Genomic DNA, 21,084 nt, shown 5'->3' with positions numbered 1-21,084 from the left:
TTTCGCCTTTATTTCTCCGCGACACGCGGAACCAGGGGGTCTTCGGTAATGACACAACCAATTTTTCTCATCGGGCCGCGAGGCTGCGGTAAAACGACGATCGGCCATGCCCTGGCGCGCGCGCTGCATTTCCAGTTTTCCGATACCGATCATCGTTTACAGGCTCATGAGAAACGCACGGTAGCGGAAATCGTGCAGAAAGAGGGCTGGGAGCGCTTTCGTGAACTGGAGACGCTGTCGCTGAAGGCCGTTACGCTGCCGGATACGGTGATTGCGACCGGCGGAGGGATTATTCTTGCTGAACGCAATCGTCTGTTTATGCGTGAAAACGGCATCGTGATTTATCTGCAGGCTTCTGTTAACGCCTTGATTGAGCGTCTGGAAGCATACCCACAGGCGGAACAGCGTCCAACGCTGACCGGTAAGCCCGTCCGCGAGGAAGTCGGCGAAGTGTTGGCGCAGCGGGAAGCCCTGTACCGCGAAACCGCCCATCATACCGTAGACGCCACCGCCACGCCGGATGCGGTGGTTGAACAGATTATGACCATGCTGTGCGATGTGACGGTAAGTTAGGATTTTACCTGGGTCAGGGGGGAAAGCGGAGCCTATACTTAATTGTTCTGACAGCCGAAAAAGGAAGAACAATGCCAAACAGACCCCCTTATCCGAGACAAGCACGCGTTGTCGCCGTCGAAAAAGGCGCCGCGGGTCAGACGGTCACCTGGTATCAGCTGCGTGCGGATTACCCGACACCCGATTCGCTAATCAGCGAACATCCCTCCGAGCAGGAAGCGTTAGACGCCAAACGGCGTTACGAAGATCCCGAGAAAACCTAATCCCCCGGCCCGGTTTGCGTCATGAAGATGGCAATACCGGGCCCAGCTCACATTTTTAATTCATCAATGGTACTAATGAATACCTAACATACGGATTTTTCAGGAGCGACTCTGAAACTTCTGGAATCTTTACATTCCGCAGCGCCGCTGAGCTGCTACGCTTCTCGACGGTTGATTTTTACTCACCAGGGGGGCGGATGTCGTGTGTGAAAAGCCTGTGTTGAAGCAGTGGTAGTGAAAAGGTACATGATATGAGTGCAACGATGGCAATTTTGACCATTGGCGTAGCGCCGGTGGCGGAAGTTTTGCCGCTGTTAACCGAACATATCAGGGAAGAGCAGATCACCCATATTAGCCTGTTAGGTAAAATGACGCGTGAAGACGTTATGGAAGATTATGCCGTGGAATCCGGCGACCAGGGGCTGCTGACCTTACTCAATGACAACCAACTGGTGGAAGTCTCCCGCCAAAAGGTGGAGCGCGATCTGCGCTGCGTTATCGAGATGCTGGATCGGCAGGAATATGATGTCATTCTTCTTCTCAGTTCCGAGCAGTTGAGCGGCCTTGCGACGCACAACGCTATCCTTCTTGAGCCTGAACGGATTATTCCGCCGCTGGTGGCCTCGATCGTCGATGGCCATCAGGTGGGCGTGATTGTACCCGTTGAAGAAGTCTTGCCTCTACAGCGGCAAAAGTGGCTCACTTTAGAAAATACGCCTTACTATGCGCTGGCGAACCCGATGGGCGGCAGCGACAGCGATCTGCTGGATGCAGGAAGAGGTTTAGTCGAACAGGGGGCGGATGTACTGGTGCTCGACTGTCTTGGCTATCATCAGCATCATCGCGACGTATTACAAAAAGCGCTGGATGTCCCGGTATTATTGTCAAATGTGCTGGTTTCGCGACTGGCGGCAGAACTATTAGTTTAACCCGACGTTATCGATTAATTTTACGTGACAGGGGCAAGGAGCGCCCCCTATATTGAAGCTTCAACCAACGATGATAAGGTCTTGTTTATGCTTCAAAGCAATGAGTATTTTTCAGGGAAAGTGAAATCTATCGGCTTCACCAGCAGCAGTACCGGCCGCGCCAGCGTTGGGGTGATGGCAGAGGGTGAATACGCCTTTGGCACCGCCCAGCCGGAAGAGATGACCGTGGTCAGCGGCGCACTGAACGTACTGTTGCCTGGGGAAACGGAATGGAAAGTTTATGCGGCAGGCGAAGTGTTTAACGTGCCGGGTAATAGCGAATTCCACCTGCAGGTGGCTGAACCAACTTCCTACCTGTGCCGTTATCTGTAATTTAAGCGCCTTCCTGCCGCGTCCACTTTGCGGGCCCGGCAGGAAGGTGACGCATTAGCGCTGGGCTTCGCCGCCCAGGCCTTCCACCAGATTTTGAATCAATGCCGCCAGCTCGCCGGTCATTAAAATAAAGTCGGCGTCAAAACGCTGCGCAAAATCTTCGCGGTCAATATCTTCATTCTGGTCACGTAATTCGTCGCAGAACTTCAGACGTTTAATCGATGCGTCGTCGCAGATCACAAACTGGATACGCTGCTGCCAGTCGAGCGCCAGTTTGGTGACCACTTTACCCGCTTCGATATGTACGGCGATCTCATCACTCACCAGATCCTGTTTCTTCGCGCGGATCACGCCACCATCTTCCAGCATCGCTTTCAATTCGGCTTCGTCAAGCAGCTGGAAGCCCTGAGCCACGCTACCGGAGCGCACCCATTCGGTCAGCGTCAGCTCGATCGGGTTTTCCAGCGTCAGCGGCACCACCGGCAGCGAGCCCAGCGTTTTACGCAGCAGCGCCAGCGTATCTTCCGCTTTCTTCGCGCTGGCGCAGTCCACCATGATCAGGCCGTTGACGGTATCGATCCACATCATCGTTTGGCTGAAGCGGCTAAAGGCGCGCGGCAGCAGCGAGTGCAGAACTTCATCTTTCAGCGAATCTTTTTCCGTTTTCTTCAGCTTGCGGCCCTGATCGGCTTCGAGCTTGAGGATCTTCGCTTCCAGCGCCTGTTTGATCACCGGCGACGGCAGGATCTTTTCTTCTTTACGGGCGCAGATAACGATCTGGCCGTTTGCCGTATGCGTCAGCGCGTCGCTGTGCGATCCCATCGGCGATACCCAACCGGTTTTCGCCATATCCTGGCTGCCACAAGGGGTAAATGTCAGCTCGGCCAGCTGTTTTTCCATCTCTTCGGCACGCAATTCGATATCGCGGCTCAGACGGTAAACCATTAAATTTTTGAACCACAGCATGATAATTTCCACGGCTTTGTCGTTAAATCAGGCGGGCATGATAGCGAATTGTCGCTATGCTTGCATTGTTAATCGGGGTGAGGAGCAGACTGTGCGTATTGGTATTGATTTAGGTGGAACAAAAACAGAAGTCATCGCCCTGAGTGAGCAGGGCCAGCAGTTATTTCGCCACCGCTTGCCAACCCCGCGGGAGGATTATCGCCAGACCATCGAGACCATTGCCTCGCTGGTGGAGATGGCCGAGCAGGCGACCGGGCAGCGCGGCACCGTCGGTATGGGCATCCCCGGCTCGATTTCGCCGTATAGCGGGGTGGTGAAAAACGCCAACTCGACCTGGCTGAACGGACAACCCTTCGATAAAGACCTCAGCCAGCGCCTCAATCGTGAGGTCCGTCTTGCCAACGATGCTAACTGCCTGGCGGTTTCGGAAGCAGTTGATGGCGCGGCCGCGGGGGCGCAAACCGTGTTTGCGGTCATTATCGGTACCGGCTGCGGCGCGGGGGTGGCGTTGAACGGGCGCGCGCATATCGGCGGCAATGGCACCGCCGGCGAATGGGGGCACAACCCGCTGCCGTGGATGGATGAAGATGAGCTGCGCTATCGTCAGCAAGTGCCTTGTTACTGCGGCAAGCAGGGGTGTATTGAAACCTTTATTTCCGGCACCGGCTTCGCCACCGACTATCAGCGGCTGAGCGGAAACCCGTTAACCGGCAGCGAGATTATGCGCCTGGTGGGTGAAGGTGACGAAAAGGCCGAACTGGCGCTGAGCCGCTACGAGCAGCGGCTGGCGAAATCGCTGGCGCATGTGGTGAATATCCTCGACCCGGATGTCATTGTGTTAGGCGGCGGGATGAGCAATGTCGAACGCCTGTATCAAACGGTACCGGGGCTGGTGAAGCAGTGGGTGTTCGGTGGAGAATGCGAGACGCCGATTCGCCAGGCGATGCACGGCGATTCCAGCGGCGTACGCGGCGCGGCATGGCTGTGGCCGCTGTGATCTCATTCCCTCTCCCCTGTGGGGAGAGGGAAGACTTCACTCCACCGCAAACGCTTTATCCAACCGGCTGTATCCCAGACCGTTTATCTTCTTCACTTTAATCTGCACCGGGATGCGCTCTTTCATCGCCTCGACGTGGCTAATCACGCCAATCACTTTGCCGCTGGCGTTAAGCGCGTCGAGCGCATCCAGCGCGGTATCCAGCGTTTCGCTATCGAGGGTGCCGAATCCTTCATCAAGGAATAGCGAATCAATCCGCGTTTTATGGCTCACCAGGTCAGATAGCGCCAGCGCCAGCGCGAGGCTCACAAGGAAGCTTTCGCCGCCGGAAAGCGTGCGGGTATCGCGCACCGCGTCGGCCTGCCAGGTGTCCACCACTTCCAGCTCCAGCGCCTCGCTGGCTTTACGTTGCAACAAATAGCGGCCATGCAGGCGGTTGAGCTGCTGGTTAGCCAGCCACACCAGATTATCCAGCGTCAGCCCCTGGGCGAATTTACGGAACTTATCGCCTTCTTTTGAACCGATGAGCGCATTCAGCCAGGTCCAGTCTTCGACCTGCTGCGCGGCTTGTTCCATCTGCTGACGTAATGATTGCTGGCGCTGTTGGTTATCGCTGTTTTGCTTCAACTGCTGGCGGATCTCACCCTGACGGGCGCTGTTTTCCCGCAACTGGCGTGCCAGTTGCTCCAGCCTATTCTCTAGCTGCTCCAGCGGCTGGTTAATATCAATATCGGCGGGCGGCTGTTGCTGATGGCGTTCAAGCGACGTCTGCGCCCGCAGGGCCAGCGTTTGGTTCTGCTGAACTTCTTTTTCCAGCGTCTGCTTGAGTTGTTCCAGCCGCTGGCGGGTTGCCTCGTCAAGCAAAGCGGCAAGAAAGGCCGCTTGGTCGGCAAACGGGCTGGCGGCCAGCGCGGCAGTAAACTGCTTTTCGCTTTCCTTCACCTGTGCCTGCTGCTGGCTTTCTTGCTGGCCCAGCGTTTGCCACTGGCTCTGTAGCGCCAGGCAATCATCATGCACCTGCCGCCAGCCCTCCAGCGGCGCGGGATCCGCGGCTTCCGTTGACTCAGGCAGGGTTTCCAGCAGCGGCGTTAGCTGCTGGCGCTGTTCCTGCAGCGCGGCGGCTTCATTTTGTTTCGCCTGCCAGCCGCGGGTTTCGGCTTCACGCTGGGCCAGCCAGTCGTTAGCCTCCGCGGCAGGCGGCAGCGCCAGGGTATAAACGTCCAGCTCTGCCTGCAGCGCGCGACGGCGCTGTTCGAGATCCTGCTGTAACTGCTGCAGCTGCAGCTGGCTCTCCTGCTGTTGCGCCTGCCAGGCCAGCCGTTGTTGATGCTGATACAGCTGCTGTTCATGCTGCTGTTGGCTATCTAGCCAGCCAGCAATATCATCCTGCGGCGTCAGCGCAATCGCCAATTCCGCGAGGGTGTCTTGCCATTGAGAGGTGAGCGCTTGCTCCTGCTGCAGAAGCGATGTTTTCTCGTCAGCGTCTTTTTGCTGTTGTTTAAGCTGCGCTTCAAGCTGGCCGCGCAGCTGCGCGCCTTCTTCCGCCAGCTGTCGCACTTCACGCTCCAGCGCGTCGCGGCGAGTTTGGTTGATGCCGGGCACCAGCGCCTGGTATTCCGCGACCGCCGGATGATGCTCGGAACCGCACAGTGGACAAGGCGCGCCTGGCTGCAGGCGGGCGCGCTCGGCTTCCAGCCCGGCGATACGCGCTTCCAGTTCGCAGATGGCTTTTACATCGCTGAATTGTTGGTTTTTTTCCTTCCACGCCTGACGCCGCTGTTGTAGCGCGGCTTCAAGCTTCTCTTTTTCCTGCTGCGATGCGTTTTCCGCGCTCTGCAGCTGCTGCAAACGCAGGTACAGCGGTTGCAGCTGGCGATGGAGGGTTGAGAGCCGTTGGCGCAGCGGGCGGGCGGCGGCATGCTGTGCCAGCTCGCGGCTGACCTGCTGCGCATCGAGGGTTAGCGCGGTGGCCGGCAATTCTCCGAGCTTGCGGCTGGCATCCTGCAGGCGCTGTTGTAGCGTCAACTGTTGCTGAGCGTCGCGGTTAAGCTGCTGGAAGGTGGCTTTCCAGCCCGCCAGCGCCGTGCTCCACTGCTGGAATCGTTCGTGCGCTTTAAGCCACTCATTCAACGATTGCTGGCTGGTTTCAAGTTGAGCCAGCCGTTGTTGGGCAGCCTGGCGGATCCCGGCGCGACGGCGCAGGCTGTCCTGTAAGCGAGTATTTACTTCCTCAACCTGACGGCGGGTTTGCGCCAGCGCGGTACTGTGTTCCTGGAGCCGCGACCATATTGGGCGCAGTTGCTCTGCCGGCTGCGCGGCTTGTAGCGCAGCCAGCTGCGGTGCGGCGGCTTCCTGCGCCAGTAACGCCTGCTGTAAAGCGGCCTGCGCCTGGGTGGCTTCCGCGTTTAGCTCCTGACGGCGGCGCAGCCACTGTAGGCCATTTTGCTGACGGGTTTGTTCGGCAAGCTGCTGCTGTTCTTCAGCAGTAAGTACTTGCAAACTTTGTTGTAGTGCCTGCTCTTGCTCATCATTTAACAGTACGACGCCGGAAGCCTGCGCCTGCAGCTTTTCCAGCTCAATGCGGGCGAGTTTATGTTTTTCAAAGACCTGCGCGGAAATTTGCCCGTAAATTTCCGTTCCGGTGAGCTCTTCCAGCAGCTCGGCGCGCTCTTTCGGTTTGGCATTGAGGAAAGCGGCGAATTGCCCCTGCGAAAGCAGCATTGAACGGGTAAAGCGCCCATAGTCGAGGCCGGTGATCGATGCCGTCAGCTCCAGTTTGTCTTTGACCTTGTCGGCAAGAATTTTACCGTCGTCGCAGCGCGCCAGCTCAACGCGCGGCGCCTGCAGATTGCCATCCGGCTGGTTGCGGGCGCGGTTCTGACTCCAGAAGGCGCGATAGGCGGTGCCCCGTACCTCAAATTCAACCTCCGCCAGGCACTCGGCGGTGTCGCGGGTCATCAGATCGTTTTGCGATTGCGATACGCTGCTCAGGCGCGGCGTTTCGTGGTACAGCGCGAGGCAGATGGCATCTAACAGGGTGGTTTTCCCGGCGCCGGTCGGCCCGGTAATCGCGAATAACCCATTGCTGGCGAATGGTTCTGCGGTAAAGTCGATTTTCCATTCGCCCTTCAGCGAGTTGAGGTTTTTCAGGCGTAGGCTCAGGATTTTCACAGGTGTTCCTCACCGTTCAGGCTATGCAGCGTTTCCGTAAACAGTTGCTCCAGCCGCTGTTGCTGCGGAGCATCAAGGGTTTCCAGCGCCAGGCGGCGGGCAAACACCTCCTCAACCTGCAGTTCGCTCAGCGTTTCTCGCTGAACGCCGGCCAGAATGCGTTCACGCTGGGCGCGACTGCGGCGCACCAGCAGCACTTCCACCGGCAGCGATTCGGTCTGCTGCTGAATTTTTCTTTGGATATCGTGCAGGTATTCATCACTGGTGATTTCGATATCCAGCCAGACCGGCGGCTGCTGCGCGCTATCCTGCCACTGCTGAAGCTGTTCGCTGATGCTGGCGAAATCACCTTTCAATACCGCCAGCGGCTGGGTGATCGGCACCGGCAGCGGCGTCACCTCGCTGAGCTTGCCCTCGCTGAATGAGACCAGATTAACGCTTTTGCTTTTTCCGGTTTCATCAAAGCTCAGCGGCAGTGGCGAACCGCTGTAACGAATATGCTCGCAGCCGCCAACCACCTGGGCGCGATGAATATGGCCGAGCGCGATGTAATCGGCGGGCGGGAAGCGGTTGGCCGGGAAGGCGTCGAGGGTGCCGATATAGATTTCACGGACCGCGTCGCTTTTGCTGGCGCCGACGGTGGTCAGGTGGCCGCTGGCAATGATCGGTAATACGCGTTCGCCGCGCAGATCGCAGGCCTGCTGATATTGCTGCTGATAATAGTCGCTGATGGCGGTCAGTAACTGCTGCTGTTTTTCACCGCTGGAGTGGCCAGCCTGGCTGACCACCAGTTCGCGCGGGCGCAAAAACGGCACCGGGCAGAAGACCGCGCCGGGCGTGCCGTCGCGCCGCGGTAAGATAAAGGGCGCGTGGCCGGCGTTAGCGACCACGGTGGTTTTCAGAAAGGCGAGAATTTCGCGCGACTCGTTTAACGTCGCCACCGAATCGTGATTGCCCGCCAGCACCACCAACTGGCAGCCGGTTTGCTGCAGTTGAACGACAAAACGGTTATACAGTTCGCGGGCGTAGCTCGGCGGAGAGCCGGTATCAAAAATATCGCCAGCGACGATAATGGCATCCACCTCGTGTTCCTGCGCGCGCGCCAGCAGCCAGTCGAGAAAGGCGGCGTGTTCGTCCGCGCGGCTTTTGCTGTAGAAGTTCTGGCCGAGGTGCCAGTCGGAGGTATGAAGGATGCGCATAAAAATTCCGTTGCGATAAAAGCCAGGCGGCCATTATAACGTCGATCCCGCCGCCCGTATTCCTTTTGCCATATTACGGTGAGACTGGATGCGTTAAGTGCGTGTCATCATTAAAAATCCGCATTCATCAGACGGTCATTTTTTCATAAATCTGTCACAAATCTGACGCATAATGGCCGCGCACTTCTATACTGATGGCTAAAAAACACAGGGTAAATAATGGCGAGAAGAATTCTGGTCGTTGAAGATGAAGCTCCAATCCGCGAAATGGTCTGCTTTGTTCTGGAGCAAAACGGCTTTCAGCCCGTCGAGGCGGAAGATTTTGACAGTGCGGTGAATCAACTCAATGAACCCTGGCCTGATTTGATTCTCCTCGACTGGATGTTGCCGGGCGGATCGGGGCTACAGTTTATTAAACAGCTTAAGCGCGAAGCGATGACCCGCGATATTCCGGTGGTGATGCTGACGGCGCGCGGCGAAGAGGAAGATCGCGTTCGCGGTCTGGAAACCGGCGCGGATGATTACATTACCAAACCGTTTTCGCCGAAGGAGCTGGTGGCGCGAATTAAGGCGGTGATGCGGCGTATTTCGCCAATGGCGGTCGAAGAGGTGATTGAGATGCAGGGGCTGAGCCTGGATCCCTCCTCGCATCGCGTCATGACCGGTGAAAACCCGCTGGATATGGGGCCGACCGAGTTTAAATTATTACACTTCTTTATGACCCACCCGGAACGCGTATACAGCCGTGAGCAGCTGCTGAATCACGTTTGGGGAACCAACGTTTACGTTGAAGACCGGACGGTGGATGTGCATATTCGCCGCCTGCGCAAAGCGCTGGAACATAGCGGCCATGACCGGATGGTACAGACGGTTCGCGGCACGGGATATCGTTTCTCCGCCCGTTTCTGAATTTTGACAGGAGTGTGACCCGTGCTGGAACGGCTGTCATGGAAAAGGCTGGCGCTTGAGCTTTTCTTATGTTGTATCCCGGCCCTGATCCTCGGGGCATTTTTCGGTCATCTGCCGTGGTTTTTACTGGCGGCGGTGACCGGGTTGCTTATTTGGCATTTCTGGAATTTGTTACGTCTGTCATGGTGGCTGTGGGTCGACCGCAGTATGACGCCGCCGCCGGGAAGCGGCAGTTGGGAACCGCTGCTGTATGGTCTGCATCAAATGCAGATGCGTAATAAAAAACGTCGCCGCGAGCTGGGAAGCCTTATCAAGCGCTTTCGCAGCGGGGCGGAATCCTTACCCGATGCGGTGGTGCTCACCACCGAAGAGGGCGCCATCTTTTGGTGTAATGGCCTGGCGCAACAAATCCTTAATCTACGCTGGCCGGACGATAGCGGGCAGAATATCCTCAACCTGCTGCGCTACCCTGAGTTTGCTAACTATCTGAAAAACCGTGATTTCACTAAGCCCCTTAATCTGGTGCTCAATAACGCCCGCCATCTGGAAATTCGCGTGATGCCTTATAGCGATAAACAGTGGTTGATGGTGGCGCGCGATGTCACGCAAATGCACCAGCTGGAAGGCGCGCGGCGCAACTTTTTCGCCAACGTCAGCCACGAGCTGCGCACGCCGCTCACCGTACTGCAGGGTTATCTCGAGATGATGCAGGAGCAGGTGCTGGAAGGGCCGACGCGAGAAAAAGCGCTGCATACCATGCGTGAGCAAACGCAGCGGATGGAAGGGTTAGTGAAGCAGTTGCTGACGCTCTCGCGTATTGAAGCCGCGCCGGTGCTGGCGATGAATGATAAAATCGACGTCCCGATGATGCTGCGGGTGGTTGAGCGCGAGGCGCAAACCCTTAGCCAGGGTAAGCATCAGCTGCACTTTAGCGTCGACGAAACGCTCCAGGTGATGGGCAACGAAGAGCAGTTGCGCAGCGCGATTTCTAATCTGGTGTACAACGCCGTTAACCATACGCCAGCGGGAACTGAGATTCACGTCAGTTGGCAGCGGGCGCCACACGGCGCGCTGTTTAGCGTTGAGGACAACGGCCCTGGCATCGCGCCTGAACATCTCCCCCGGTTGACCGAGCGGTTCTACCGCGTCGACAAGGCGCGCTCCCGGCAAACCGGCGGCAGCGGTTTAGGGCTGGCTATTGTGAAACATGCGGTTAGCCATCACGAAAGCCGGCTGGAAATCGAAAGTACGGTCGGGAAGGGAACGCGCTTTAGCTTCCTGCTGCCGGAACGTTTAATTGCCAAAAATGTCGCCTGACGCGGCGTCTGTCAGCTTTCCTTGCCAATGACCAGCTTCGGCTGGTCATTTTCATTTGCAGTCAACTTTTCGTTGCGTATTAAACGAACGCCTGGTTATTTATTGTTCGCATGATTAGCCACGCGTTTTGCGTCGTTATGGTCAATTAATCCAGGTTAAAAATCATAGTTAGCATAATCATCTGGTTTTACGATCCCACCTTGCTTTAAAACGTTATAAGCGTTTAAATTGCCCCCTATGCAGTCCCGGTAAGACTGCTTTTGCGTGGTAATTCAAAAAACAATTCTTTTCCACGCCGCTTCGAGAGCATATCTCGCTGAGTTTACAGGCAATGGCCGCTGTATCATCCCGAAAGGAAGGCACGGTATTTTTCCGTTTTTTACAACACCACATCCACAGGCAGTAATGAATTTATGACCCATCAGTTAAAATCTCGCGACATCATCGCGCTGGGCTTTATGACCTTCGCGCTGTTCGTTGGCGCAGGCAACATTATCTTCCCTCCGATGGTTGGCTTACAGGCCGGCGAACACGTCTGGACCGCAGCCATTGGCTTCCTGATTACCGCCGTGGGTTTGCCGGTGCTAACGGTAGTCGCGCTGGCGAAAGTCGGCGGCGGCGTTGAGCGTCTGAGCTCGCCAATCGGCAAAGTTGCGGGCATTCTGCTGGCCGTGGTGTGCTATCTGGCGGTTGGGCCGCTGTTCGCGACCCCGCGTACCGCCACCGTTTCATTTGAAGTAGGGATTGCCCCGCTGACCGGCGACGGCAGGCTGCCGCTGCTTATCTATAGCGTTATCTATTTCGCGCTGGTGATTCTGGTTTCCCTCTATCCGGGCAAACTGCTGGATACCGTCGGCAACTTCCTGGCGCCGCTGAAAATTATCGCCCTGGTCGTGCTCGCGGTGGCCGCGGTAATCTGGCCGGCTGGCCCGATTAGCGACGCGATGGAAGCCTATCGTACCGCGCCGTTCTCTAATGGTTTCGTTAATGGCTATCTGACCATGGACACGCTGGGAGCGATGGTCTTCGGTATCGTTATCGTTAATGCCGCGCGTTCCCGCGGCGTTAGCGAAGCCCGATTGCTGACCCGATACACCGTCTGGGCTGGTCTGATGGCCGGCGTGGGCCTGACGCTGCTGTACCTGGCGCTGTTCCGCCTGGGTTCCGATAGCGCGACGCTGGTCGATCAGTCGGCAAACGGCGCGGCTATTTTGCACTCCTACGTGCAGCATACCTTCGGCGGCGCGGGCAGCTTCCTGCTGGCGGCATTGATATTTATCGCCTGTCTGGTCACCGCGGTTGGCCTGACCTGCGCCTGCGCTGAGTTCTTCGCGCAGTATCTGCCGCTGTCGTATCGTTCGCTGGTGTTTATTCTCGGCCTGTTCTCCATGGCAGTTTCTAACCTGGGGCTCAGCCATCTGATTCAGATCTCGATTCCGGTGTTAACCGCTATTTATCCGCCGTGTATCGCACTGGTGGTATTAAGCTTTACCCGCGGTTGGTGGCATAATTCCTCCCGCGTTATCGCGCCGGCAATGTTTATCAGCCTGATGTTTGGTATCATTGACGGTGTTAAAGCATCGGCGTTCGCAGATATCCTGCCGCAATGGACCGCGAGCCTGCCGCTGGCAGCGCAAGGTCTGGCATGGTTGCTGCCAACCGCGGTGATGGCTGTGCTGGCCGCGATCATCGATCGCGCAGCGGGTAGCCCGGTGGTCTCAAAAGCCCACTAACCGACGCTTTACGCAGGTGTTTAACCACGGGACTTAAGGTCCCGTGGTTTTTTGTTTTTTTGGTCATTCCCTTTTGCGTTTTGCCCCCGCAAAGCACAAACGAGAAAAACGGCATGGAACACGATGGAAAGTAGTAACAAGCTTAAGCGCGGGCTAAGTACCCGGCACATTCGCTTTATGGCCCTTGGTTCCGCTATTGGTACCGGCCTGTTCTATGGTTCGGCAGACGCCATTAAAATGGCGGGTCCGAGCGTATTGTTGGCATACATTATCGGCGGCGTGGCGGCGTATATCATCATGCGCGCGCTGGGCGAAATGTCGGTGCATAACCCTTCCGCCAGCTCTTTCTCGCGTTATGCGCAGGAAAACCTCGGCGGGCTGGCCGGCTATATCACCGGCTGGACCTATTGTTTTGAAATCCTGATCGTCGCGATTGCCGACGTGACCGCCTTCGGTATCTATATGGGCGTCTGGTTCCCGGCGGTGCCGCACTGGATATGGGTACTGAGCGTGGTGATGATTATCTGCGCCGTCAATCTGATGAGCGTGAAGGTGTTCGGCGAACTGGAGTTCTGGTTCTCATTCTTTAAAGTCGCCACGATTATCATCATGATCCTTGCCGGTTTCGGCATCATCATCTGGGGTATCGGCAACGGCGGTCAGCCAACCGGGATTCATAACTTATGGAGTAACGGTGGCTTCTTCAGTAACGGCTGGCTGGGAATGGTGATGTCGCTGCAGATGGTGATGTTCGCTTACGGCGGGATTGAGATTATCGGTATCACCGCCGGTGAAGCGAAGGATCCGGAAAAATCCATTCCGCGGGCGATTAATTCGGTGCCGATGCGTATCCTGGTGTTCTACGTGGGGACGCTGTTCGTCATTATGTCTATCTATCCCTGGAACCTGGTGGGTACTAACGGCAGCCCGTTCGTGTTGACCTTCCAGCATATGGGAATTACCTTTGCCGCCGGCATCCTGAACTTCGTGGTGTTAACCGCGTCGCTATCGGCGATTAACAGCGACGTATTTGGCGTTGGCCGTATGCTGCACGGAATGGCCGAACAGGGGAGCGCGCCGAAGGTGTTCGCCAAAACGTCGCGTCGCGGTACGCCGTGGGTGACGGTGCTGGTGATGACCGTGGCGCTGCTGTTTGCGGTCTATCTCAACTACATCATGCCGGAAAACGTCTTCCTGGTGATTGCGTCGTTGGCGACCTTCGCCACCGTGTGGGTGTGGATTATGATCCTGTTGTCGCAAATCGCTTTCCGTCGTCGCCTGTCGCCGGAAGAGGTGAAAGCGCTGAAGTTTAAGGTGCCGGGCGGCGTAGCTACTACCGTGGTCGGCCTGCTGTTCCTGGTCTTTATCATCGCGCTTATCGGCTACCATCCGGATACCCGCATTTCGCTGTACGTCGGCTTTGCGTGGATCGTGCTGCTGCTGGTTGGCTGGAAAATTAAGACCCGCCGCGATCGCCAGTTAGCCCAGGCGCAGTAATTCTCCGCTCTTCCGGGTCCGGCTTAGCCGCGGCCCGGAAAATCACATCCTCCTCCGTTCTCCTCCCCCAATTATTCTATTGATGATGAGTTATACGCCTGTTCACTGTGGCAAGGTGTGGCCATTACGCAAAAAGAGGAATGATGATGTTGAAGGCCTGGCACCTGCCGGTTGCTCCTTTTATTAAAGAGCAGCAGGAACGACTCGTTATCACATTGTGGCTAAGCGGCGAAACAATGCCGCAGCGAATTACGCTGCGCGCGGAAGAAGACAATGAAGAGCTGTCGTTGCCCATGCAGCGCCTGCGCCAATCCCCACACGCCGATGTCGTCGCCTGGCGTGGAGAGATAAACCTGATGAACGGCCAGCCGCGCCGCCGCTATAGCTTTAAGCTGCTGTGGGCGGACCGTCAGTTGTGGTTTACGCCGCAGGGATTCCAGCGTTTCCCGCCCGCGAGGCTGGAGCAGTTTGCGGTTGATGTGCCGGATAGCGGCCCGCAGTGGGTCGCCGATCAGGTCTTTTATCAAATTTTCCCCGATCGTTTCGCCCGTAGCGAGGCGCGAGAAGCCGGGCAGGACGAGGTTTATTACCACCATGCGGCCGGCCAGGATATTGTGCTAAAAGCGTGGGATGAGCCGTTAACCGGCGAAGCGGGCGGTTCGACCTTTTATGGCGGCGACCTCGACGGTATTAGCGAGAAACTTCCCTATCTGAAGCAGCTTGGCGTGACCGCGCTGTATCTTAACCCGGTATTCGTCGCGCCCAGCGTACATAAATACGATACCGCTGATTACCGCCGTGTCGATCCGCAGTTCGGCGGCGATGCCGCGCTGTTGCGTCTGCGCCACAATACGCAGCGTGAAGGGATGCGCCTAATCCTCGACGGCGTGTTTAACCATACCGGTGATTCGCACCCGTGGTTCGATCGCCACCAGCAGACGAGTAACGGCGCCTGCCATCAGCCGGATTCACCCTGGCGTGAGTGGTTTAATTTTTCGCAGGAAGGGGTGGCGCATAACTGGCTGGGTTACGCCAGTCTGCCAAAACTTGACTACCGTTCATCGAGCCTGGTTAACGAAATCTATGCGGGCGAAGACAGCGTGGTGCGGCACTGGTTAAAAGCGCCGTGGAGTATGGATGGCTGGCGGCTGGACGTGGTGCATATGCTGGGCGAAGATGGCGGCGCGCGTAATAATCTGCGCCATATTGCCGGTATCACCCAGGCGGCGAAGCGGGAGCAGCCGGAGGCTTTTGTATTCGGCGAGCATTTTGGCGACGCGCGTCAGTGGCTGCAGGCTGATGCCGAAGATGCGGCGATGAACTATCGCGGTTTTACCTTCCCGCTGTGGGGGTTCCTCGCTAATACCGATATTTCCTACGATCCGCAGCACATCGATGCGCAAACCTGTATGGCGTGGATGGACAACTATCGCGCCGGGCTGTCGCATCAGCAGCAATTGCGGATGTTTAACCAACTGGATAGCCACGATACCGCGCGTTTCAAATCCTTGCTGGGTAAAGATGTGGCGCGACTACCGCTGGCGGTGGTCTGGCTGTTCTGCTGGCCGGGCGTTCCGTGTATTTACTATGGTGATGAAGTCGGCGTCGATGGCAACAACGATCCCTTCTGCCGTAAATCCTTCCCATGGGATCCGGCACTGCAGGATGAAACCTTGTTGGCGTTATATAAGCGTATGACTACCTTGCGTAAGGGGTATCAGGCGCTGCGCTACGGCGGCTGCCAGATCATCTATGCGGAAGATAACGTGGTGGTCTTTGTTCGCGTTTATAAACAGCAGCGGGTGCTGGTGGCGATAAACCGCGGTCACGCCTGCGAGGTGGTAATCGACGCATCGCCGTTGCTGGAGGGGAAAACGTGGCAGCGTAAAGAAGGCGCGGGCGACATGCACGATGATGTGCTGAGTCTGCCCGCGATTTCCGCAAGCGTCTGGTGTAGCCGTTAACGGTAGAGCTGGCTCAGACAGCTGTCTTCGAGAATAGCCTCTCGCCACCAGCGCTGAGCCAGACCGTTATTGCCGCTACGCCAGGCCATATAGGTAATATCTTTCTCACGGCTCGAAATCACCGGTTTCTCCAGCAACTCACCGCTCTCCAGCCACGGGCGGGCGATGTGGCGGGGCAGGAACCCGCATCCCAAACCGGCGCGCAGGAGCGCGACTTTGGTGGCGAAATCATCGACCCGGATTTGCTCCTGCTCATCGAGCAGGTTGCTGTTCAGTGGATGACAGTAGCGGGCGCTATCGCTAATAACCACCGCGCGATGCAGGCTGAGCTGTTTGTTGGTCAGCGGCTGGGTTGTTTCCGCCAGCGGGTGGCCGGGTGCGACAACGAACACGTTGTCCATCGCGCCGAGCATTTTCCATGACCATTCCGCGGAGGTCGGCGGTTCGTTAATCGCCCCAAGAATAATATCCGCGCCGTTGTGAGTCAGCTCTTCCCACGAGCCCGCCAGAGTATGGTGGGTAAAGTTGAGCCGGGTTTGCGGATATTGCGCGTAAAACTTTTCAATCAGCGGCAATAGGGCCTGGAAAGGAAAAGAGTCGTCTAGCGCAATCGCCAGATCCCGCTCCCAGCCGGAACTCAGTAGCTGTGCCTGTTTTTCCAGATCGTTGGCGGCATTGAGCAGCAGGCGCCCCTTTTCCAGCATCATTTTACCGGTATCGGTAAATTTCGCCCGGTGCCCGGAACGATCCAGCAGACTGATGTTCAGATCGTTTTCCAGTTTTTGGATCATATAGCTCAGCGCGGCGGGGGTTTTAAATAGCGACTCGGCCGCCAGCGCGAACGAGCCATGTCTATCCAGAGCATCAAGAATCAAAAGTACATCAAGGTTTAAACGCATTAGTCTCGATCCGCCAGTCTAATAATAATGTTGTTTTACCGAAGGCCGATGTTCAATTCCAGTGAATAAATTAGAACAGTTCCCCGTAATTTTTTGATTAGTCTTTTTTTAATTATTCAAACGGTCACTATTTTTACTCAAGTGAATTAAAACGGAAAGATTTCTTTAATAACTCGTTAGAAATTACTGACTATACTCATCATGCGTTATTGGCCACAATCAGCACAGCACAACGGCAGTGTATTATCTTCCTAACTAATTGATTAATAGGATGTGTTATGTCTATTCGTGAACTGATTGATCCGTCTAATTCCACCCTTATTTTTATTGACCACCAGCCGCAAATGGCTTTTGGCGTGGCCAATATCGATCGCCAGACGCTGAAAAATAACACCGTCGCGTTGGCCAAAGCGGGCAAGATTTTTAACGTTCCTGTTATTTATACCTCTGTCGAAACCAAAAGCTTCAGCGGCTATATCTGGCCTGAACTGCTGGCGGTTCATCCTGAAGTGAAACCGATTGAACGTACTTCTATGAACTCCTGGGAAGACGCCGGTTTTGTTAATGCGGTGAAAGCCACTGGACGTAAAAAACTGATTATTTCCGCGCTGTGGACCGAAGTGTGCCTGACCTTCCCGGCGCTGATGGCGCTGGAAGAAGGTTATGAAGTGTACGTGGTCACCGATACCTCCGGCGGTACCTCCGTTGACGCCCACGAGCGCGCCATCGACCGTATGGTGCAGGCCGGCGCGGTACCGGTGACCTGGCAGCAGGTTCTGTTGGAGTACCAGCGCGACTGGTCACGTAAAGAGACTTACGATGCGGTGATGGATCTGGTTCGCGAACATAGCGGCGCTTACGGTATGGGCGTGGATTATGCTTATACCATGGTGCACGGCGCGCCGGAACGTAAAGCCTAAAACACTTCATCCTGCAAGCTGCCTCTTTGTTGGCTTCGCTTGCCCGCCCCGGTCACTGGCTGATGTCAGTGCTCGAGGGCGGGCAATCTTGCCGCCTCAATGCGGCATGAATGATTTTGTGTATTGTCATTTATGGCTGATGGCGGGAGAAATCCCGTCATTCCCCTGAAGCAAGGAACTCTTAATGGCGCAACAGAAATCAGTGACGCTGGTCATCAGTCATCATCTCGATCCACAAAACGGCCAGCGGTATGAAGCATGGTTGGGCAAAATCATGCCGGTTGCGGCGGAGTTTCCCGGCCATCTTGGCGCCAACGTGATCCGTCCGGCGGCCGGGCAAAATCTCTGGAGCGTGATAATTCGCTTCGACACCATTGAACATCTCTACGCCTGGACGCAGTCGGAAACCCGTCGTGAATTAGTCGCGGAAATCGCGCCGTTTCTCAATGATGGCGATCGTACCGAAATTCGCACCGAACCGGCGTTCTGGTTTACCCCGCCTGCGGCCAACATTCGCCAGCCGCTGCGCTGGAAACAGTTCCTGATAACCCTGCTGGTCATCTTCCCAAGTACCAACCTGGTGCCGTGGCTGACCGGCATGGCGCTGCCGGAGTTACGGGGAAGCTTGTTACTGCATCTGATAAACGATGCCCTGGTGGTTGCGTTGGTGGTCTGGTTGTGGATGCCTATCGTGACCCGTCTGTTTGCCGGCTGGTTGAAAAAAAACTAGCTCAACCAGCTTAAAGGAGTGCGTTATGTCGCAAACTGCCACACTGATTCTGACCCACGGTCAGATTCATACGCTCGATCGCGCGAACCCACTGGCGGAAGCCGTGGCCATCGCCGATGGAAAAATTCTCGCGACCGGAAGCCACGATCGAATCATGACGTTCGCCGCCGAGGGGACGCAAATTGTCGATCTTAAAGGCCATACGGTGATCCCGGGTCTTAACGACTCCCACCTGCACCTGATTCGTGGCGGCCTGAACTATAACCTCGAGCTGCGCTGGGAAGGCGTGCCCTCGCTGGCGGATGCGCTGCGTATGCTAAAAGATCAGGCCGATCGTACGCCGTCGCCGCAGTGGGTGAGGGTGGTCGGCGGCTGGAGCGAATTCCAGTTTGCCGAACGCCGCATGCCGACGCTGGAAGAGCTGAATGAAACGGCGCCTGACACGCCGGTATTCGTGCTGCATCTGTACGATCGCGCGCTGCTTAACCGCGCGGCGCTGAAAGCCGTTGGCTATACCAAAGAGACGCCGGATCCTGCGGGCGGCGAGATCGTTCGCGATAACAACGGCAACCCGACCGGGATGCTGATCGCCAAACCGAATGCCATGATCCTGTATGCCACGCTGGCCAAAGGACCGAAGCTGCCGCTCGATCTACAGGTTAACTCCACGCGCCAGTTTATGCGCGAACTGAACCGTTTAGGATTAACCAGCGCTATCGATGCCGGCGGTGGTTTCCAGAACTACCCGGAAGATTACGAAATTATCGAGCAACTGCACGCCAAAGAGCAGATGACCGTGCGTATCGCCTACAACCTCTTTACCCAGAGGCCGAAGCAGGAGCTGGAAGATTTCGAGCGCTGGACCGACATGCTGAAGCCGGGGCAGGGCACCGATTTCTACCGTGCCAACGGCGCTGGTGAAATGCTGGTCTTCTCGGCGGCGGATTTTGAAGACTTCCTGCAGCCGCGGCCGGATCTGCCGCAAGGCATGGAGGATGAGCTGGAGCGGGTGGTTCGTCATCTGGTAGAACACCGCTGGCCGTTCCGTCTGCATGCCACCTACGATGAGTCGATTAGCCGAATGCTGGATGTGTTCGAGAAGGTGAACCGCGATATTCCATTTAACGGCCTGCACTGGTTCTTTGACCACGCCGAAACCATCACCGAACGTAATATTGAACGCGTGAAGGCGTTAGGCGGCGGCATCGCGGTACAGCACCGGATGGCCTTCCAGGGGGAATATTTCGTCGATCGTTACGGCAAAGAGGCGGTGAAACATACGCCGCCGGTGGCGAAAATGCTGGAACTGGACGTGCCGGTAGGGTTGGGGACCGATGCGACCCGCGTCGCCAGTTATAACCCATGGACCGCGCTGTACTGGCTGGTTTCCGGGCGTACCGTCGGCGGCATGGCGATGTACGACGATAACAACCGTCTGCCGCGCGACGTCGCCCTTGAGCTATGGACCGCCGGTAGCGCGTGGTTCTCCAGCGAGCAGGGTAAAAAAGGACGCATTGAGAAAGGGCAACTGGCTGACCTGGTGGTGCTGTCAAAAGACTACTTCAGCGTTGCCGAAGAAGAAATTAAGGGCATAGAGTCAGTGCTGACGGTAGTGGATGGCAAGGTAGTGTACGCGGCCGGTCATTTCTCGCCGCTGGCGCCGCCGCCAATTCCGGTATTGCCGGAGTGGTCGCCGGTGGTAAAAGTGCCAGGGCATTATCGCTCGGCGCCGCCTGCGGCCGCGAAGATTGGCGCGGTAGTGCAGATGCACCAGTGCTGCGGCAGCTGCGGCGTGCACGGACATCAGCATGATATTGCGCGCAAGTCGTCGATTCCGGTGGCGGATGAGCAGGCTTTCTGGGGCGTATTAGGCTGTTCTTGCTTCGCGTTCTGATACTTTTGCCCGGTGGCGCCGCGCTTACCGGGACTACAGCGAATATAACAGGCACAAAAAAGGCTCGCATTGGCGAGCCTTTTTATGGAAACGTCTAGCCGATTACAGGCTGGATACGTTTTCAGTCAGGTATTTAGCTACGCCTTCCGGAGAAGCGGCCATACCTTCTTTTCCTTTTTCCCACTGAGCCGGGCAAACTTCACCGTGCTCTTCGTGGAACTGCAGCGCGTCAACCATACGCAGCATTTCGTCGATGTTACGGCCCAGCGGCAGGTCGTTAACAACCTGGTGGCGAACGATGCCGTTAGCGTCGATCAGGAAGGAACCGCGCAGCGCAACGCCTTCGTCCGGATGCTCGATACCGTAAGCTTTCTGAATTTCACGTTTGATGTCGGCAACCATCGCGTATTTAACCGGGCCAATACCGCCCTGGTCTACCGGGGTGTTACGCCATGCGTTGTGAACGAACTCGGAGTCGAAGGAAACGCCAACCACTTCTACGCCGCGTTTCTGGAATTCTTCGTAGCGCTTGTCGAAAGCGATCAGTTCAGACGGGCAAACGAAAGTGAAGTCCATTGGCCAGAAGAACAGGACGGTAGCTTTACCGTTGGTGTGCTGTTTGAAGTTGAATTTTTCAACGATTTCGCCGTTACCTAATACTGCTGCAGCGGTAAAGTCCGGAGCCTGACGAGTAACCAGAACCATATGATTCTCCTGTTATTACTAAGGTTAATTGGAACGCAACGCGGGC

Annotated in this window: 18 protein-coding genes; 13 read left to right on the top strand and 5 right to left on the bottom strand. The window is 56.4% G+C overall.

The window, feature by feature from the left end; genetic code table 11:
* The first annotated feature begins 48 nt into the window (after nt 1–48).
* From aroL to ppnP, 4 genes are all read left to right on the top strand, one after another.
* Complete coding sequence (gene aroL / locus PGR10_RS17430; RefSeq protein WP_032707531.1) at nt 49–573, top strand: shikimate kinase AroL; 525 nt, start codon at nt 49–51, stop codon at nt 571–573.
* Nucleotides 574–644: 71 nt separating this feature from the next.
* Nucleotides 645–836 (top strand): YaiA family protein, encoded by a 192-nt coding sequence (locus PGR10_RS17425; protein WP_015368019.1) that lies wholly within the window; start codon nt 645–647, stop codon nt 834–836.
* A gap of 251 nt (nt 837–1,087) precedes the next feature.
* Nucleotides 1,088–1,765, top strand: a complete 678-nt coding sequence (locus PGR10_RS17420) for an AroM family protein (RefSeq protein WP_015704547.1) — start codon at nt 1,088–1,090, stop codon at nt 1,763–1,765.
* A gap of 87 nt (nt 1,766–1,852) precedes the next feature.
* On the top strand, nt 1,853–2,137 hold the full coding sequence (ppnP, locus tag PGR10_RS17415) for a pyrimidine/purine nucleoside phosphorylase (RefSeq protein ID WP_015368017.1): 285 nt from the start codon (nt 1,853–1,855) through the stop codon (nt 2,135–2,137).
* Nucleotides 2,138–2,191: 54 nt separating this feature from the next.
* Here the strand turns inward: ppnP and rdgC are convergent, their stop codons facing one another.
* The gene (gene rdgC, locus PGR10_RS17410) at nt 2,192–3,103 is read right to left on the bottom strand and encodes a recombination-associated protein RdgC (protein ID WP_047050739.1); all 912 of its coding nucleotides are present in this window, start codon (nt 3,101–3,103) and stop codon (nt 2,192–2,194) included.
* A 91-nt stretch (nt 3,104–3,194) separates the two neighbouring features.
* Here rdgC and mak point away from each other — a divergent pair, with 91 nt between their 5' ends.
* The gene (gene mak / locus PGR10_RS17405) at nt 3,195–4,100 is read left to right on the top strand and encodes a fructokinase (RefSeq protein WP_047740009.1); all 906 of its coding nucleotides are present in this window, start codon (nt 3,195–3,197) and stop codon (nt 4,098–4,100) included.
* 36 nt (nt 4,101–4,136) lie between these two features.
* On the opposite strand, the gene sbcC is transcribed toward mak, so the two are convergent.
* The gene (gene sbcC / locus PGR10_RS17400; RefSeq protein ID WP_430923838.1) at nt 4,137–7,271 is read right to left on the bottom strand and encodes an exonuclease subunit SbcC; all 3,135 of its coding nucleotides are present in this window, start codon (nt 7,269–7,271) and stop codon (nt 4,137–4,139) included.
* Nucleotides 7,268–8,470: an exonuclease subunit SbcD gene (gene sbcD, locus PGR10_RS17395; protein WP_113373725.1), complete on the bottom strand. Its 1,203-nt coding sequence runs from the start codon at nt 8,468–8,470 to the stop codon at nt 7,268–7,270. The genes sbcC and sbcD overlap by 4 nt, the downstream gene beginning before the upstream one ends.
* A 219-nt stretch (nt 8,471–8,689) precedes the next feature.
* On the opposite strand from sbcD, the gene phoB reads away from it, so the two are divergent.
* The 5 genes from phoB (at nt 8,690) to malZ (ending at nt 15,890) form a co-directional block, all read left to right on the top strand.
* A complete protein-coding gene (gene phoB / locus PGR10_RS17390; RefSeq protein ID WP_004099401.1) occupies nt 8,690–9,379 on the top strand; it encodes a phosphate response regulator transcription factor PhoB in 690 nt (229 codons plus the stop codon).
* A gap of 21 nt (nt 9,380–9,400) precedes the next feature.
* A complete protein-coding gene (phoR, locus tag PGR10_RS17385; RefSeq protein ID WP_015704551.1) occupies nt 9,401–10,696 on the top strand; it encodes a phosphate regulon sensor histidine kinase PhoR in 1,296 nt (431 codons plus the stop codon).
* Between the two features lie 413 nt (nt 10,697–11,109).
* Nucleotides 11,110–12,429 (top strand): branched-chain amino acid transporter carrier protein BrnQ, encoded by a 1,320-nt coding sequence (brnQ, locus tag PGR10_RS17380; protein ID WP_316425280.1) that lies wholly within the window; start codon nt 11,110–11,112, stop codon nt 12,427–12,429.
* Nucleotides 12,430–12,552: 123 nt separating this feature from the next.
* Entirely contained in the window at nt 12,553–13,926 is a 1,374-nt protein-coding gene (gene proY / locus PGR10_RS17375; protein ID WP_430923836.1) for a proline-specific permease ProY, read from the top strand.
* A 146-nt stretch (nt 13,927–14,072) separates the two neighbouring features.
* Nucleotides 14,073–15,890 (top strand): maltodextrin glucosidase, encoded by a 1,818-nt coding sequence (malZ, locus tag PGR10_RS17370; RefSeq protein WP_430923867.1) that lies wholly within the window; start codon nt 14,073–14,075, stop codon nt 15,888–15,890.
* Here the strand turns inward: malZ and PGR10_RS17365 are convergent.
* The gene (locus PGR10_RS17365; protein ID WP_087860411.1) at nt 15,887–16,789 is read right to left on the bottom strand and encodes a LysR family transcriptional regulator; all 903 of its coding nucleotides are present in this window, start codon (nt 16,787–16,789) and stop codon (nt 15,887–15,889) included. The genes malZ and PGR10_RS17365 overlap by 4 nt on opposite strands.
* A gap of 278 nt (nt 16,790–17,067) precedes the next feature.
* Between PGR10_RS17365 and PGR10_RS17360 the strand changes: the two genes are divergently transcribed.
* The 3 genes from PGR10_RS17360 to PGR10_RS17350 all read left to right on the top strand — a co-directional run bounded on the left by PGR10_RS17360 (nt 17,068) and on the right by PGR10_RS17350 (nt 20,333).
* Nucleotides 17,068–17,709 carry a hydrolase gene (locus tag PGR10_RS17360; protein WP_020079504.1) on the top strand — a complete coding sequence of 214 codons (642 nt, stop codon included), beginning with the start codon at nt 17,068–17,070 and terminating at the stop codon, nt 17,707–17,709.
* 184 nt (nt 17,710–17,893) lie between these two features.
* The gene (locus tag PGR10_RS17355) at nt 17,894–18,439 is read left to right on the top strand and encodes an antibiotic biosynthesis monooxygenase (protein ID WP_015368006.1); all 546 of its coding nucleotides are present in this window, start codon (nt 17,894–17,896) and stop codon (nt 18,437–18,439) included.
* Nucleotides 18,440–18,464: 25 nt separating this feature from the next.
* Entirely contained in the window at nt 18,465–20,333 is a 1,869-nt protein-coding gene (locus PGR10_RS17350; protein WP_430923835.1) for an amidohydrolase, read from the top strand.
* Nucleotides 20,334–20,435: 102 nt separating this feature from the next.
* Here PGR10_RS17350 and PGR10_RS17345 read toward each other — a convergent pair whose 3' ends face one another.
* Nucleotides 20,436–21,038, bottom strand: a complete 603-nt coding sequence (locus PGR10_RS17345; protein WP_015368004.1) for a peroxiredoxin — start codon at nt 21,036–21,038, stop codon at nt 20,436–20,438.
* Between the last annotated feature and the right edge of the window lie 46 nt (nt 21,039–21,084).

This window comes from Klebsiella sp. 141198 (assembly GCF_050600785.1).
In the GTDB taxonomy this organism is placed as follows: Bacteria; Pseudomonadota; Gammaproteobacteria; order Enterobacterales; family Enterobacteriaceae; genus Klebsiella; species Klebsiella aerogenes.
Note: the sequence above shows the minus strand (reverse complement) of the source record. Positions and strands in the feature narration are given on the sequence as shown.

What these genes read in the sequence shown, in the direction of transcription:
- phoB (WP_004099401.1), top strand. Translation starts at nt 8,690, where the DNA reads ATGGCGAGAAGAATTCTGGTCGTTGAAGATGAAGCTCCAATCCGCGAA.
- PGR10_RS17365 (WP_087860411.1), bottom strand. Translation starts at nt 16,789, where the DNA reads ATGCGTTTAAACCTTGATGTACTTTTGATTCTTGATGCTCTGGATAGA.
- rdgC (WP_047050739.1), bottom strand. Translation starts at nt 3,103, where the DNA reads ATGCTGTGGTTCAAAAATTTAATGGTTTACCGTCTGAGCCGCGATATC.
- brnQ (WP_316425280.1), top strand. Translation starts at nt 11,110, where the DNA reads ATGACCCATCAGTTAAAATCTCGCGACATCATCGCGCTGGGCTTTATG.
- PGR10_RS17425 (WP_015368019.1), top strand. Translation starts at nt 645, where the DNA reads ATGCCAAACAGACCCCCTTATCCGAGACAAGCACGCGTTGTCGCCGTC.
- PGR10_RS17350 (WP_430923835.1), top strand. Translation starts at nt 18,465, where the DNA reads ATGTCGCAAACTGCCACACTGATTCTGACCCACGGTCAGATTCATACG.
- PGR10_RS17360 (WP_020079504.1), top strand. Translation starts at nt 17,068, where the DNA reads ATGTCTATTCGTGAACTGATTGATCCGTCTAATTCCACCCTTATTTTT.
- PGR10_RS17355 (WP_015368006.1), top strand. Translation starts at nt 17,894, where the DNA reads ATGGCGCAACAGAAATCAGTGACGCTGGTCATCAGTCATCATCTCGAT.
- proY (WP_430923836.1), top strand. Translation starts at nt 12,553, where the DNA reads ATGGAAAGTAGTAACAAGCTTAAGCGCGGGCTAAGTACCCGGCACATT.
- sbcD (WP_113373725.1), bottom strand. Translation starts at nt 8,470, where the DNA reads ATGCGCATCCTTCATACCTCCGACTGGCACCTCGGCCAGAACTTCTAC.
- PGR10_RS17345 (WP_015368004.1), bottom strand. Translation starts at nt 21,038, where the DNA reads ATGGTTCTGGTTACTCGTCAGGCTCCGGACTTTACCGCTGCAGCAGTA.
- aroL (WP_032707531.1), top strand. Translation starts at nt 49, where the DNA reads ATGACACAACCAATTTTTCTCATCGGGCCGCGAGGCTGCGGTAAAACG.
- ppnP (WP_015368017.1), top strand. Translation starts at nt 1,853, where the DNA reads ATGCTTCAAAGCAATGAGTATTTTTCAGGGAAAGTGAAATCTATCGGC.
- malZ (WP_430923867.1), top strand. Translation starts at nt 14,073, where the DNA reads ATGTTGAAGGCCTGGCACCTGCCGGTTGCTCCTTTTATTAAAGAGCAG.
- PGR10_RS17420 (WP_015704547.1), top strand. Translation starts at nt 1,088, where the DNA reads ATGAGTGCAACGATGGCAATTTTGACCATTGGCGTAGCGCCGGTGGCG.